Here is a 15,637-nt window from a genome sequence, read left to right as displayed (position 1 = left end):
ACGGCCAATTATCTTGGTATTTACCCATTGAAAACGTACTTTTGTCCTCGTTTATTTTCGAGACTACTATGTTGAAAACCCAGGTTAAAGTTTCATCCATTGCTAATTTGTCAGACGCGCGGTATTGTGCAGGAATGGGCGTCGAGTGGTTAGGTTTTCCATTATTGGATTTAACGCTTGAGCGCTTCACGGAAATTCGCAATTGGTTAGCAGGCGTTCAAATCGTAGGTGAATTTACCAAGGCGACTGCTGAGCAGATTCGTGAAGCTGTGTCAACATACAAACCGGATGTGATTGAGATTGATTCGAGTGTCTCGTTAGTTGCTATCCAGTCGATTGACATACCCAAGATTCTCCGTGTTAATATCGATACAGATAATTTACCAGCTATTTTTGCTGCCTCTGCACCTTATGTGAGCCATTTTTTGGTCGTTGGTGATTCAGTTGATTCATTAATGGGCATGGAAGCATCCATTGAAATATGGTCGGCGCAATATCCCATCATTCTCGGATTAGACATTCCTGAAAGTGATTTAGATGAATGGGTGGAACAAAGTTCGATCCAAGGAATAGGCTTAGTAGCCGGCGAGGAGGATCGTCCTGGCTTTCGTGATTTCACGGATTTAATGACTATCTTAGAAAAATTAGAAACGGAATAAACTATGCTTGAGCAGATACAGCACTCTTTTTCGCGTGGGAAAGCATGGATTGTCCAAGCATGCATGAAGCTTGTACATGTGTTGCTGGCGGGAATTAAAAAGGTTATCGGTGCCAAATTGTATGGGAAGGCTGAGGGATTGGGCCAACAAGCCATTGATTTCTACCAAGAAAAGCGCAATGCCATTCAGGCTTATTATGATGCACGCGTAGATAAAAATTCACCCTATTATAAGCCCATCGTTCGCATGTGGCGCATTACTGGTAAAACATTTTTATATGGGATGGTTTATTTGTTTGTCATTGAGACCAATATCTTTTGGTTAACAGGGCAAATGCCAAGTGTAGATGACCTTCAAAACCCCAAACTATCGCAAGCTTCCGAGATTTATTCAGCAGATGGCGTGCTACTAGGTAAGTTTTTTGCGGAAAACAGAACACCAATACGAGATTATAATTTGATTTCTCCCTATTTGGTACAAGCCTTAGTAGCGACAGAGGATGCTCGTTTCTATGAGCATACAGGTATTGATTTTCAGGCCTGGGCGGGTGTCGCGGTTGGACTTGTAAAAGGCGGTGACCGTGGGGGTGGAAGTACGATTTCGCAGCAATTAGCCAAGAATTTATTCAAAACGCGAACAAAAAAGAGTTTTACCAAAACTGGTTTGTTGGGCTATATCCCTGGTTTAAATAAGTTAATCTATAAGTCTAAAGAGTGGGTCACAGCGATTAAACTCGAGCGTTTTTATACGAAGGATGAAATCGTTCTTTGGTATTTGAATACGGTAGATTACGGCAATAATGCCTATGGAATTAAGGTGGCCGCCAAAACTTATTTTAATACCTCAGCGGATAGTTTGAATATTCAAGAAGCTGCTATTTTAGTTGGCCTTCAAAAGGCAACAACGACCTATAATCCAAAGCGGTACGACGGCAAGCCTTTGGCAGAAAATAAGGCTTGGAAGCGTAGAAATGTGGTTTTGGCACAGATGGTTAAGGCAGGTTATTTGAAAAAAGCCGCGTATGATTCATTAGCAACGCTACCGATTGTCTTGCATGAGAATGAGGAATCTCCGTATGATGGAACGGGTAATTATTTCAAGGTTGCCGTTGCGAAATACATTCAGGAATGGGCGAAGGCCAATGAAATGGAGATTGATTTGTATCGGGATGGTTTGAAAATTACAACGACGATTGATTCCCGTTTGCAAATTCATGCGGAAGAGGCGGTCGAAGAGGGCATGCGTTCGACACAAAAATCGTTTGATAATCATTGGTCTGGACAAAATCCATGGGTGGATGAATCTGGAAAAGAGATTCCTGGGTTTATTGATTCGGTAGCGAAACGGACGGAATATTACAAAGCTTTAGTTAAGCGATATCCGAAAAATCCGGATTCAGTTTTATACCAAATGAAAAATGTGAAACGGAAAATGTGGGTTTATTCGCGTAATACATTAGGCGAGGAGCAACAAACCATGAGTGCCTACGATTCCATTCAATACTATAAACGCTTTTTGCAAGCGGGTATGATGACCCTCGATCCCTATACGGGTCACATCAAAGCGTGGGTCGGCGGACTAGATTTTAAATACTTTAAGTACGATCACGTGAAGCAAAGTAAGCGTCAAGCGGGGTCAACCTTCAAACCTTTCGTATATACCGCTGCGATTGATGGTCCACGCGACTTATCACCATGTTTTGCTGTAGAAGATGCGCCGTATTCCTTGGAAATTGAAGAGAATGGGGAGAAGAAAATTTGGAGTCCACACAATGCTGATGGCACGTTCTCCTATAGCTTGATGCCATTGAAACGGGCTTTGGCGAAGTCGGTGAATACGGTCACTGCCCGCCTCACCAACGATATCGTAGGTCCGGATACGGTCATGTATTATGCCCAAAAAATGGGAATAAAGAGTCCTTTGAAGCCAGTAGCATCGATTGGTTTGGGATCTTTTGATGTGTCTTTATTTGAGATGATTGGGGCATATTCGGCCTTTGTAAATGAAGGAATTCATGTAGAGCCAATGCTCGTCACGGAGATTAAAGATCAAAATGGTAAAGTGATTCAAACATTTGAATCAACAGCAACTCGGGTGATCAAGAAAGAATCGGCTCAATTAGTTCGGTCCATGCTGGAAGGAGTAATCCATGAAGGAGGAACCGCCAGTTCGTTGCTTTGGGGCGATGGAGCAGCTTTATTGCCCGAAGGGAATAATCGCTATGCACACAATTTTGCGGGTAAAACGGGTACCACCTCGAATCATTCGGATGGTTGGTTTATCGGGATGACTCAAAATTTAATTTCGGGTGTCTGGGTCGGCGGAGATGATCGATCTATTCACTTCCGTTCCGGTGCACTGGGCGAGGGATCAAAAACTGCCATGCCTATTTATAAACGGTTTATGTTGAAAGTAGTCAAAGATCCCGCGTTAGCGATATATAAACCTGCACCGTTCGATCGATTGGATAAGCGCGTGGTCAAGAAAGATTTTGATTGTGGTAATGGGATTAGTACGTTACCTGATTCGCTTCAGGTGTCCGATGCGGAGTTAGATTCCTTAAATGCCTTGATGGAAAATCCGACAGAACCAACCGATTCAAGTAGTCAGAGTCCTAATTAGTATGCATAAAGAAGAGATAGAAGCGTATTTTCGCGATTTACAAGATCGTATTTGCCAAGGAATCGCTGAGGCAGATGGAACAGGAACATTCAAAGAAGATCTTTGGTCGCGCCCGGAAGGTGGCGGCGGTCGTACACGTTTGATTCAAAACGGTAGTATCTTAGAAAAGGCAGGTGTTAATTTCTCCGCTGTTTCTGGCCCGTTGCATCCCAAAATGGTAACCAGCTTAAACGTAACGGAAGAAGTTGAATTCTTCGCTACCGGTGTATCCATCGTGATGCATCCATACAATGCCTGGGTTCCCATTATTCACATGAATGTGCGTTATTTTGAACTGAGCAATGGTCAAAGTTGGTTCGGTGGTGGAATCGATTTAACACCTCATATTATTATTCCGGAGCAGGCGAAGTGGTTTCACCAACAAGTCAAAGCGGCGTGTGATGGGTTTGGAGACGATGTTTATGCGCGTTATAAAACCTGGGCGGATGATTATTTCTTCAATACGCACCGAAATGAAACGCGTGGAATTGGGGGTATATTCTTTGATTACTTAAAAGAAGACAAAGCAAAAACATTTGACTTTGTGAAGTCGGTGGGTGAAACATTCGTTCCCATATACAGTCATTTGATGAAAGCAAACGCCAGCAAACCAGTTAGCGATCAAGAACGTGATTTTCAATTGTTGCGCCGGGGACGTTATGTGGAGTTTAACTTAGTGCATGACCGGGGTACCAAATTTGGTTTGGAGACGAATGGTCGGACGGAATCGATATTAATGAGTTTGCCGCCATTGGCATCTTGGGAGTATATGCATGATGCGAGTGGGTATCCGGAGGGCCAACAAACCTTAGATTTGCTGAAAAAGGGAATTGATTGGGTATAAAAAAAGGTGAGCATTTCGTGCTCACCTTTTTTGTTTTATTGGGCTGCTTCCCAAACAACCTCGAGACTTTTTGGAGTCATCAAAAGGATTCGGGTAGGAGCGGGTAATAATACTAATCGGGTTGCAGCGGCAGGATCTTCGATCCATTCAACTTCAACGCCTTCTTTTTTTCCTATTTCAATTTCACCATCAGCCGTTTCCACAAATTTCTTAGCTAGATAGGCTGTAGGCAATAAAACATCTGATTCTGGGCAATGTTTGATGTGTACTTTCTCTAGAATTTCTTCCAACTCATCACCATATTTTTCGTTGAATTCATCTTCCAAATCGTGTAGTAATTCTTCGACGTCATCATAGGTATCATCAGAATAACTCAATTTGCTTAATTTCAAGCGTTGTTCTAGAATGGCAATCATCGCCTCGTCAATCGTATTCATTCAATTCAATGTTTAAAATGATGCCGTAAATTTAGGCAAAAGGATTTGTTCTTTTGGTATGTGGATTGGAATAAATATGCCCCTTTTGAATCGAAAGACCACAATCGAAATTGTTTGTATACAGTTTTCCGGTACCTAAACCTTGTGGGAGTGGATTTCGGTATTCACCTGTAAATTGCGCAACTGCTTGTAGCCCAATGTTAGATTCTAATGCGGAGGTAATCCACCAATCAGTTCCTACGGTTTCGGCCGCTTGAATCCATTCGTTACTAGCTCTAAAACCACCTAAAAGACTTGGTTTCAAAATGATATAGGGTGCTTGTATGGATTCTAATAGTGCCTGCGGGTCTTTAGCCTGAATTAATTCCTCATCAAGGGCAATCGGTAAAATGTTCAACGCACATAACGCGTGCATCGCTTTCCATTGTCCTGCTTGTATCGGTTGTTCGATGGAATGAATGTCAAGCTTCGCGAGTCTTTCCAGTTTTGACGGGGCGTCCTGTGGCGAAAAGGCACCGTTGGCATCTACCCGAATCGTTAATTCAGCTGCTGAGAAGTGTTTCCGGATCTCTGAAATAATCTCGATCTCTTGTTCGAAATCAATAGCGCCAATTTTTAATTTAAGACAAGTATAACCCTCTGCTAGTTTCTCAGCGATTTGTTGGCGCATAAACTCAGGACTACCCATCCAAATCAAGCCATTAATCGGTAAACTTGATACTCCTCGTGCGAATGAATTGTCAAAGTAAACCCCATCTTTTGCGTGAAAATAATCTAGCAAAGCCATTTCGAGCGCCGCCCGAAAGGAGGGCTGTTCAAATGGTATGGTTTGCACCAATGCGTCTATATCTTCTGGATTTTCTGGGAGCTGTTTGATTGTGGCGATGGCTTTTTGAAATGCAGGTAGGCAATCCTCTTCAAATTCTGGACTTAAGCCACGCAATGGTCCGGCTTCTCCTAGGCCAATTTTTCCATCTTGTTCAATTTGTATGAAATAGCTCGTTTTTTGTGTCAGTACCCCACGCGATGTACCTGCTTCGAAATGGAATTGTAGGGGATGGCTGAGCAATTGAATCATGTTGCAATTTATTATTTTTGTGGCATTTTTGCCCCTCCTTAGATTATTTATTAGCTTTAGGTCGATTATGAAAAAGTGGGTATTTCGATTATTGGCAGGAATTTTTGGCGCAATCACGCGCTTGCGGAATACATGGTATGATCGAGGTATACTTTCATCCACGCATGTTACGAAGCCATTTACATTGGTCGTAGGCAATCTAGCCGTGGGCGGTACCGGCAAAAGCCCATTGGTTACGTACTTGATTTCGCATTGGAAGTTTTCGGGTACTTTTGGGATTCTGAGTAGGGGTTATGGCCGTAAATCATCTGGTTTTCGATGGGTTGATGTTGATTCAAATGCCTCTACTGTGGGCGATGAACCATTAGCCTATAAGCGTCAATTTGCTGATTTACCAGTTGCAGTCTGTGAGAATCGACTGAAAGGTATTGAAGAAATGAAGGATTTGGATGCCATTATATTAGATGATGCATTTCAGCATCGTGCTTTGAAGGCTGATTTGAATTTAGTTTGCACCACCTTTTCTAAGCCATTTTTTTCGGATAAATTATTGCCCTTGGGGCGCTTGCGGGAGTCTACGGATGGGATCAAAAGAGCGCATGCGTTGATTGTAAATCGTTGTCCAGATGTTTTGAGCGAAGCCCAAAAGGAGCCATTCTTACAATTTGATTTACCTGTTTTCTTTACTAAAGTTGGCTATGGGGTACCGGTTGGAAACAGTGCAAAAAACATCTCTACCTGGCATCTTTTCGCCGGGATAGCGGATCCTTTGCCTTTTTTCAAAGCGGCGAAAAAGTTTGGTGATATCCTGAATCAGGAAACCTATGCAGATCATTACGCTTTTCAGCAAGCTGATTACCAATATTGGGAGCATGTGGCGGCCAACTTACACCCTTCAGTGGGGATATTAACAACCCACAAAGATTATGTGCGGATGGAAGAGCATGTAGGGAGCTACCCGGCACTGCAGTCACGTTTGTTTTATTTGCCCATGCAGATGGAATTTTTAGATCAAGAAACGGAGTTTTGGGCTTGGTTAACTTCTCTGGTTCCGCTTAATCTTAAAAAATAGCTACCTTTACGGCGTGAAAATTCGATTCCTCGTATTTCTTTTTGGTCTCATTACCTTTCAAAGTATAGGTCAATTTCCTAACCCCAATAATCCCATGGGAAACGGGGGAATGAATACGAATGGGGGATTTCCTGCGGCGAATACGAGGCCAACTACCCAAACGCAAGGACCTCAAAAATCAGGCAGAGCTGCGCTGGATGATTCCACAAAGCAAATTTATGGTCCAGAATCTATGCACTATTTTATAGAGCAAGATGTGATGGATAGTCAGATTCAAAAACGGCGCATCGATACGACCTTACATCTTTTTCATCGCTATTTATTCCAAGAACGCAGTGGGTTTTTACAGGCTAATTTGGGTTCGGATGGTACGGCCATGCGATCCATTTTTACACCAGTAACAGCGACCTTAGGTACGCAATTAGGCTATAATGCCTATACTCCCTATACTTTTGCGCCTGAAAAAGTTCGTTATATCAATACCAAATCCCCTTTTTCTGATGTTGAATTTAATGATGGCGCCGGTGGTCAAACCCGGTTAAACTTTTCGTTTGCCAGAAACATCGATTCCCTTTGGAACGTTGGCATTGAATTACAGCGTCTCGTTTCCGACAAAGCTTTTACGGATGATGCATTTAAAGCACGCAATATAAATTTGACAGGGCAGTGGGGATTTTTAGTGCATACCAATTATCGTTCCCGTTCTGATCGCTATCGGATTTTAGCTCATATAAATTACTATGATCACGCCGTAAATGATCAGGGTGGAATCATGTTAATTAATGACCTAACGCCCATTCAGGCGCTGAAGTATGTGGATAATACCGCTTATTTGACGGCTGCGAAGACCCAGACAAAAGATAAGTTTTTGAAGTTTCATGTCTACCAGGAATTTATTGGATTCAAGGGATTGCAGTTGTTTCAGCGATTGGATGTGGAAAGCCGACAAGTCAAATTCAGAGATTTAGATTTTGAGAATAATTTAGGGAAACGTTTTTACCCTAAAACGTACATTAATTACATTCAAGCACCCGAGTCAGATTCGTTGTATAACGAGAATAATTGGCAGTCATTCATTCATCAAACCGGATTGAAGGGGGTATTTAGAAAGTTTACGTACCGGGCGCATGTGCGTCAGCGCTATTGGTCAGTCCAAAATCCACTGACTGATGTGACAAAAAACAGACTTGAAAATTATGTGGGCCTATGGTTGCATCAAAAATTCACTGAAACCGTTGATTTTACCGCAGAGGGGGAATATTTGATCGGGTCCGATTATCAATTAAAGGCTAAGTTTGAGTCGCCATGGTTTTATGTACAAGCTCAGCGGACTTCGTCGAGTCCAAGTATTGCGCAAACGTGGATGTATAATTCCTCTTATCGTTGGGATAAAGGCTTGAATCAAATTTCATTTGATCAGTTGGAAGGTGGAATTTCAATCGGAAATGCGAAAATGTATTTTAAACCTTCAGTTACGATTCAGCGAATTGGGAATTGGGTGTATTTTGATAGCTTGGCCAATGTGCGTCAAGAGTCTAAGGGACTCGGCGTATTTCGTACAGGATTAGCTTGGGGTGGGGAACGTGGGCGCTTCGTTTGGAATTCCAATGTTTTCGCTAATACGTTGACGGGACCTGATGTGATGCGCATGCCCAATTTGGCAGCAAATGCGAATCTAGCTGTAAACGTGCAATACAAGAAACTCCTGTATGTTCAAATCGGTCTAGACGCACATTATTTGTCGGCCTACTACGGTGATGCCTACATGCCGGCGACCCAACAATTTCACTTACAAAATCAAGTGAAACTACCCGCATTCGTACAGGTGGATCCTTATCTGAGTTTACGTATCAATCGGGTCCGCTTATTTTTCAAATATGCGAATGCTGCGCAGGGTTTAATTTCAGATAATCATTATGTGGCTTATTTATATCCTGCCATGCGAAGAAGTTTTGCCTATGGGGTTAAGTGGCTTTTATTTGATTAATTTTTGATATGTTTGTAGGTATAATTTTATCCTATTAAACATGAATTTTACTACTCGTCGGGATTGGATCAAAGGTATGGCCTTAGCCACCTTAGGTTCCGTAGTTTCCTACCCATTATCAGCACAAAATTCTGGAAATACCTTAGCATTATCCGCTATCGATGAAGCATCCTTAAACCTATGGATGGGAGCGATTATTCCAGAATCAAAAATTCCAGGAGCTGTCAGTCTAGGTGTTCCAGCGTTTGTCAAAACGATGCTCAAAGATTGTTACGAACCAGCTGCTCAATCAACCTTTCAAAAAGTTTTAGGTCAAATTCCTGCTTGGTTTCAAACTGAAAATGGTCATGCCATTGCAGATGCAACTGCGGCTGAAAAGGAGCAATTCTTATTTCTGTTGGAAAAAGGGCATTTTGGTGCAGAGGCACAAAAGGCCATGGCTACCTTGAAAGGTTTGACGATTCAAGGCTATACGACCACGGAATATGTATTAGTTAATCATTTAAATTATCAAATGGCACCCGGTTTTTGGAATCCGTGCGTACCAGTCAAAAAATAGACGATGGAGATTTTAAAGCATGCTGAAAAGCGAACGTATGGCGCAATCGTCATCGGTTCAGGAATTGCGGGTGGCTGGGCTGCCAAAGAGTTTTGTGATAAAGGAATCAAAACATTGGTGTTGGAACGAGGTCGGAAAGTGACACATAATGAAGATTACCCAACTACCCTGATGAGTCCGTGGGAATTTGAGCATCGGGGACGTTTAACAAATGAAGAAATTGCGGCTAATCCGATTGTAAGTAAATGTTATGCGTTTAAGGAAGATGCGAAACATTTTATGGTGAAGGATGCCGAACATCCATATGTTCAAGACAAGCCATTTGACTGGATTCGTGGTTACCAAGTAGGAGGTAAATCTTTGCTTTGGGCTCGCCAAACGCAACGTTGGTCTCAATTTGATTTTGATGGTCCAGCACGGGATGGATTTGCAACACCTTGGCCCATCAACTACAAGGATATTGATCCATGGTATGCATACGTGGAAAACTTTGCCGGTATTTCAGGCAATAAAGATGGGTTAGATTCCTTGCCAGATGGGGATTTCTTGCCGCCATACGAGTTAACATGTGTGGAAAAACACTTTCAAAAAGAAGTTAAACGGATGTATCAAGACCGTCACGTGATCGTGGCGCGTTGCGCACATTTGTCGGAGCCGAGAGAGATACATTACCAACAAGGCCGTGGTCGTTGCATGAGTCGGAATTTATGCCAACGCGGCTGTCCGTATGGTGGCTACTTTAGCTCGAATGCATCTACTTTGCCATGGGCTGCGAAGACGGGAAATATGACTTTACGTCCGGATTCAATCGTTGAGTCGGTTATTTACGACGAGAAAAAAGGAAAGGCGATTGGTGTTCGCGTGATCGATGCGCATACGAATGAGATGGTTGAATACTACGCGAAAGTAATTTTTGTTACAGCGGCTGCCTTAAATACCAATGCGATCTTATTGAATTCTAAGTCGGATCGTTTTCCAGAAGGTCTAGGTAATGACAGTGGGGTGTTGGGTAAATATGTGGCATTTCATAATTACCGCGCATCTTTATCTGCTGAGTTCGAAGGTTATTTGGATACGAAGTCGGAAGGTTCGCGGCCGACCTCAGGTTACATTCCTCGTTTCCGTAATTTATATAAACAAGAGACAAACTTCTTGCGTGGTTATGCGGCAGGTATGAGTGCGGGCAGAGGAACGCATTCCGATCGTGAAGCTGTGGGTGAAAGTTTAAAGAACTCCTTGTTGAATCCGAAGTTGAATAATAACTGGTATGCGGGTTCTCACATGATGGGAGAAACGATTCCGAAAGAGACTAATAAAATCACACTGGATCCAACGAAGAAAGATGCACATGGCTTGCCATTAATGCACATGGATGTTTCCTATGATGATAATGATGATAAAATGGTTAAGGATTTTATCGAACAGTTTACGGAGATGTACACCAAAGCTGGATTTACGAACATTCGTACCCGTGATTCAAAGCAAGCGCCTGGATTAGATATTCATGAAATGGGAGGGGTGCGTATGGGCGCAGATCCGAAAACATCGATGTTGAATAAGTGGAATCAAATGCATGCGGTTAAAAATGTATTTGTAACAGATGGCGCATGTATGACGTCAACTTCCACACAGAATCCTTCTTTGACTTACATGGCGCTGACAGCACGTGCTGTTGATTATGCCGTAAAAGAGATGAAAAAAGGGAATTTGTAGGTTGATGAAGACATTTTTAAGGAAGACGGCTGAGCATTTGTGGGCGGAACATGGAATAGATGAACTGCAAGATATTGCGGTGGTCATGCCCTCCCAGCGTGGCGTTTTATACCTTAAAAAAGAGTTAGCTTATTTAGGAGACCGGCCATTTTTGGCTCCACATTTTCATACCATTGAGGAGTTTGCGTTGCAAATGACGCAGTCCGAATTAGTGGATCCGGTTCAATTACTTTTAGAAGCATTTGCCTGTTTCAAGGAAGTAGATGGGCAAGTTGATTTTGATCGATTTATTACGTGGGGCCAACTGATGTTGAAGGATTTTGATTCCATCGACATGTATTTAGTTGACCCACGCCAAATGTTCGCTTTCTTATCCGAGGTGAAAACCTTGGAACGCTGGGGGGAAACCTACGGGGAGCAGGATACACAGAAGTACATTACCACGCACACCAAGGCCTATTTTAAATTGTATGATCATTTGTTGGAGGTGTACGGCCGACTGCAAACGCGATTAACAGATTTAGGTCTAGCGTATCGTGGGATGGCCTATCGGGACTTAGTGAATCGCTTAGTGTCAGGTAAAGCATTAGCCAAATCGTATAAAAAAATCTATTTTGTTGGCTTTAATGCACTTTCCAAATCGGAAGAGGAAATTATTCGCTTGTTGATTCGTCAAAATTTGGCAGAAACCATTTGGGATGCGGATGCCTATTACATTGAAAATAGATATCATCGGGCTGGTCATTGGCTTCGTGATTACGCCAAACCAGAATCTCCATCGTATTTATCACGTGGTCCATTCAAATGGATGGAGCGTGATTTATTGGAGAAGCCTAAGCGGGTTGAACTTATTGGTACCGCTAATCCGAGTGCGCAGGTATTCATTGCTTTGGATACGATTCGGAAATGGCAAGCAGCACACGGCACGGAGGAACAAGTGGCGTTGGTATTAGCGGATGAAGGTTTGTTAGATCAGGTTTTGTTGTTTATTGGTGAATTTAAGGATCGCTTAAATATCACGATGGGTTATTCGCTGAAGAAAACGGCTATTTTTTCGTGGATGTCGGCTTGGTTTAAGATCAAGAAAATGTTTGCTGATGGTCGAATCCCGATGGCACAATTCCGTGCATTTATGGCCCATCCATTGAGTCAATACCTGCAAACAACTGAGCTAAAAAAAGGACTAGCTGATTTTAGTGAGCAACATAAGTTATATGCGGTGAGCACGGATTTAGCTACGTTTTTTGCCTCAGAACCTGTTTGGAAACGGGTTTTTCAAGTGGGTGATTTCAATGACTTATTAGCTGATTTTCAATTCATAGCAGACAAGATGTTGCGGTCGATTCCTGCCAAAGAGTGGGATGAGGATACCCAAGCCATTAGTCAGGTTATTTCCGTGTTAGAAACGATTCAAAAATCACTGGCAGGACAAGAGCCAATTTCAGTTAAGAGTGGCTCGTTATTGTTGACGCAAATGGTCCAACAGCAGAAATTGACCTTTGAGGGTGCTGAGAATCGCAGTTTACATGTGATGGGATTGTTGGAAACGCGCACCTTGGATTTTGATCGGGTGATCATTTTGTCGTTGAATGAGGGAAGTTTACCTGGAACTAGAAAGCGGGAAAGTTTAATTCCATTGGATATTGCCTCCATGTCGACATTTGATTTACCTACGTTTACGCAGGCGGATGCGGTGGCGTCGTATCACTTTCACCGGTTCCTTCAGCGGCCGCGCGAAGTTCATTTGCTTTATGTGATGCCATCTGAAAAGTCGAGTGTCAAAGAAATGAGTCGGTTCATTAAGCAGTTACAATTTGATTGGAAAACGAAGAATCCGGCATTGGATTGGCATGAGCCCATGATTCAATTTAGTAAATCAACGGCCGAAGAGGTTGTTAACGACACCCGGATTGAAAAAACAGCAGATATTCTCAATCAAATTAAAGCGAATTTGGCTGGGCGCGGATTGTCGCCTTCGAGTATTGCGATGTTTTCAACGTGTAGCTTGAAGTATTATTACAGTCAGGTATTGAATTTGCGTAAAGATAAGGAGGCAGAGGATGAGATGGGGGCGGATGTCTTTGGCACGTGGGTACATAAGGTATTGGAAATCGTAGATGTTGAAATTTTAAGTCAACAAGCGGGTTGGTATGATCAGTCGAATATTCCAGAACGTTTGGCTAAGTTGGATGTGTACCTGGATGATGCCATGCAACTTATTCAAGCGCGTGAAGGGGTATATGAGCTGGAGAAGGGCTTTAATTTCATTTTAAAGGAAGTTGCTAAGACTATTTTGGAACAGTATTATTTGGCGGAGTCAGCTTGGTCGGAGGAACGCGTTCAGTTAATTGCGACGGAGAAGAAGTTTGAAACGCGCGTGACGGTTGACTGCGGTCAGGAGCACGTAGAAGTCAAGTTAACAGGACGTGTGGACCGTTTGGATCGGGTTGGAAATACCTATCGAATCATTGATTACAAGACGGGAAAAGTCGAGAAGAAAGATTTAAAGGTCAGTGATTTGGGTTTGATGGATACGTTGACATCGGAGAATTTCAAAGCGAAGTTATTCCAATTGTGGTTTTATAAGTTTTTGTTTGTTGCTGAGTTGGGTAATCCATCGGAGCAGAATGTGGAGATGTTTGCACGTATTTCCCAGGAGGGTTTAGATATCCAACCGGGGATTATTTCATTTCGAAATCTGGATGCTAAGGTATTGCATGAGGAAAAGGGATTGTGGTTCTCTGAGGGGCAGTCATTAGCATCTTTTCAAACCGACTCGCATGCCTTAATTCGCAGTTGGGTACATCGAATTTTAGACCCGTTAATTCCGTTTGAAAAAACGAAAGATATTGCGAGTTGTCAATTTTGCGACTTCAAGGTAATTTGTCATCGGGAGATTTAAGTATTAGTTTTGTGTTTTAAACTATACATAACATGACATTTCAAGAAATCAACGAACGTATTAATGCTTTGGCTGCTCAAAAAGGTGGACAGGGCGTATCATTTAAATTTGCATTTCCTTCAGGTATCATCGTCGTAAATTCGGACGGAACAGTGACGAATGAAAATGTGGATGCTGATTGCACCATTGCGGCTACGGAAGAGAATTTTACTGCTTTATTGAAGGGTGAATTAAACCCGATGATGGCCGTGATGACGGGTAAAGTGAAGATTTCAGGCGATATGTCGGTGGCTATGAAGCTTCAAAACCTACTTTAATGTTATTTCACGACACGATTGTGGCATTAGCGACACCCGCAGGGGTGGGGGCGATTGGGGTTATCCGTTTATCCGGGCCTGATTCGATTCCCCTCGTGAATGCTGTATTCAAGCCCAAAGACTTAACGAAAAAGGCGTCTCATACGATTCATTATGGTCGGATTGAGGATGCCGGTCGGGTATATGACGAGGTGGTGGTGAGTTTATATATTGCCCCCAAGAGTTATACCAAAGAGGATGTGGTGGAGATATCGTGTCATGGATCTCCGTTTATTCAGGAGAGTATCATTCAATTATTTGTGGAGAAAGGTGCGCGATTAGCGCGGGCTGGGGAGTTTACCCAACGAGCTTTTATGCATGGAGCTTTTGATTTGGCTCAGGCGGAAGCGGTTGCCGATGTGATTGCGGCGGATTCAGCGGCAGCGCAAGCAGCGGCATTACACCAATTACGTGGTGGATTTTCGAATGAACTAGCAGCTTTGCGTGAGCAGTTGATCCATTTTGCCTCTTTGATTGAATTGGAATTGGATTTCGGTGAGGAGGATGTTGAATTTGCGGATCGCAAGGATTTAGAGGATTTGGTGAATCAGTTATTAGTAGCCATCCGACCGCTTGTGGACAGTTTTCGAGCTGGAAATGCGATTAAAAATGGTGTCGCCACAGTGATTGTGGGTAAACCAAACGCTGGGAAATCCACCTTATTAAATGCCTTATTAAACGAGGAGCGTGCAATTGTTTCGGACATTGCAGGAACGACGCGCGATAGCTTAGAAGATTCGTGGGTGTTGGGTGGAATTAAGTTTCGATTGATTGATACAGCGGGATTACGAGAAACGGAAGATGTGATCGAGGCGATGGGCGTGGAGCGGACGCAGGCATGGGTGAAGAAAGCGCAAGTGGTCATTTACATGGCGGATGCGACAACGGAAACGCCTGCATCAATTCAGGCTGGGGTAGATGCCTTGGGCGATTTAGCCATTCCTGTGATACAGATATTAAATAAGAAGGATCAGGTTTCATCAGAATCATTAGATGCGTTTAAACAAGAAATACCTTCATTGATTTGCCTTTCGGCAAAAAATAAAGATGGCCTGGCCGACTTAGAAAAGGCTTTACTCGATGTAGTAGGCTTGGATCAAGTAAGCGCTGGCGGCACGCTGGTGACTAATCTGCGTCATTACCAACATCTTTTACAAACACAAGAAACCTTGGAATCTGTATTACGCGGATTGCGAACTGGATTAACAGGTGATTTAATCGCACAGGATCTCCGTTATGCATTACATGATTTAGGCGAGATTACTGGTCAGATATCGAATGACGACTTGTTGAAGAATATCTTTGGCAAGTTTTGTATTGGGAAATAAGATTAGTTTGAACGATAAAACCCACCTAAATTTTAGGTGAG

General features: G+C 42.8%; 12 protein-coding genes. 10 read left to right on the top strand and 2 right to left on the bottom strand.

The window, feature by feature from the left end; all coding sequences use genetic code 11:
• The first annotated feature begins 68 nt into the window (after nt 1-68).
• Genes U0R10_RS05055 through hemF form a run of 3 tightly spaced genes read left to right on the top strand, consistent with a single transcriptional unit; the run spans nt 69 to nt 4,164 of the window.
• Nucleotides 69-659, top strand: a complete 591-nt coding sequence (locus U0R10_RS05055; RefSeq protein ID WP_377982859.1) for an N-(5'-phosphoribosyl)anthranilate isomerase — start codon at nt 69-71, stop codon at nt 657-659.
• A gap of 3 nt (nt 660-662) precedes the next feature.
• Nucleotides 663-3,281 (top strand): transglycosylase domain-containing protein, encoded by a 2,619-nt coding sequence (locus U0R10_RS05050; RefSeq protein WP_377982858.1) that lies wholly within the window; start codon nt 663-665, stop codon nt 3,279-3,281.
• A 1-nt stretch (nt 3,282) separates the two neighbouring features.
• Nucleotides 3,283-4,164, top strand: a complete 882-nt coding sequence (gene hemF, locus U0R10_RS05045) for an oxygen-dependent coproporphyrinogen oxidase (RefSeq protein ID WP_377982857.1) — start codon at nt 3,283-3,285, stop codon at nt 4,162-4,164.
• Between the two features lie 35 nt (nt 4,165-4,199).
• Here hemF and U0R10_RS05040 read toward each other — a convergent pair whose 3' ends face one another.
• Together U0R10_RS05040 and U0R10_RS05035 are read right to left on the bottom strand one after the other, a co-directional pair.
• Nucleotides 4,200-4,601, bottom strand: a complete 402-nt coding sequence (locus U0R10_RS05040) for a hypothetical protein (protein WP_377982856.1) — start codon at nt 4,599-4,601, stop codon at nt 4,200-4,202.
• A 31-nt stretch (nt 4,602-4,632) separates the two neighbouring features.
• Complete coding sequence (locus U0R10_RS05035) at nt 4,633-5,679, bottom strand: o-succinylbenzoate synthase (protein WP_377982855.1); 1,047 nt, start codon at nt 5,677-5,679, stop codon at nt 4,633-4,635.
• Nucleotides 5,680-5,746: 67 nt separating this feature from the next.
• Here U0R10_RS05035 and lpxK point away from each other — a divergent pair, with 67 nt between their 5' ends.
• From lpxK to mnmE, 7 genes are all read left to right on the top strand, one after another.
• The gene (lpxK, locus tag U0R10_RS05030; protein ID WP_377982854.1) at nt 5,747-6,751 is read left to right on the top strand and encodes a tetraacyldisaccharide 4'-kinase; all 1,005 of its coding nucleotides are present in this window, start codon (nt 5,747-5,749) and stop codon (nt 6,749-6,751) included.
• A 94-nt stretch (nt 6,752-6,845) separates the two neighbouring features.
• On the top strand, nt 6,846-8,738 hold the full coding sequence (locus U0R10_RS05025; RefSeq protein WP_377982853.1) for a putative porin: 1,893 nt from the start codon (nt 6,846-6,848) through the stop codon (nt 8,736-8,738).
• Nucleotides 8,739-8,778: 40 nt separating this feature from the next.
• Nucleotides 8,779-9,297: a gluconate 2-dehydrogenase subunit 3 family protein gene (locus U0R10_RS05020; RefSeq protein WP_377982852.1), complete on the top strand. Its 519-nt coding sequence runs from the start codon at nt 8,779-8,781 to the stop codon at nt 9,295-9,297.
• A 3-nt stretch (nt 9,298-9,300) separates the two neighbouring features.
• Nucleotides 9,301-11,010, top strand: coding sequence for a GMC oxidoreductase (locus U0R10_RS05015; RefSeq protein ID WP_377982851.1), 1,710 nt, complete (start codon nt 9,301-9,303; stop codon nt 11,008-11,010).
• A 4-nt stretch (nt 11,011-11,014) separates the two neighbouring features.
• Nucleotides 11,015-13,912: a PD-(D/E)XK nuclease family protein gene (locus U0R10_RS05010; protein ID WP_377982850.1), complete on the top strand. Its 2,898-nt coding sequence runs from the start codon at nt 11,015-11,017 to the stop codon at nt 13,910-13,912.
• 32 nt (nt 13,913-13,944) lie between these two features.
• Complete coding sequence (locus tag U0R10_RS05005) at nt 13,945-14,229, top strand: SCP2 sterol-binding domain-containing protein (protein ID WP_377982849.1); 285 nt, start codon at nt 13,945-13,947, stop codon at nt 14,227-14,229.
• On the top strand, nt 14,229-15,596 hold the full coding sequence (gene mnmE, locus U0R10_RS05000) for a tRNA uridine-5-carboxymethylaminomethyl(34) synthesis GTPase MnmE (RefSeq protein ID WP_377982848.1): 1,368 nt from the start codon (nt 14,229-14,231) through the stop codon (nt 15,594-15,596). Before U0R10_RS05005 ends, mnmE begins: the two co-directional genes overlap by 1 nt.
• Nucleotides 15,597-15,637: the final 41 nt, after the last annotated feature.

The organism is Aquirufa avitistagni (assembly GCF_042715545.1).
In the GTDB taxonomy this organism is placed as follows: domain Bacteria; phylum Bacteroidota; class Bacteroidia; order Cytophagales; family Spirosomataceae; genus Aquirufa; species Aquirufa avitistagni.
Note: the sequence above shows the minus strand (reverse complement) of the source record. Positions and strands in the feature narration are given on the sequence as shown.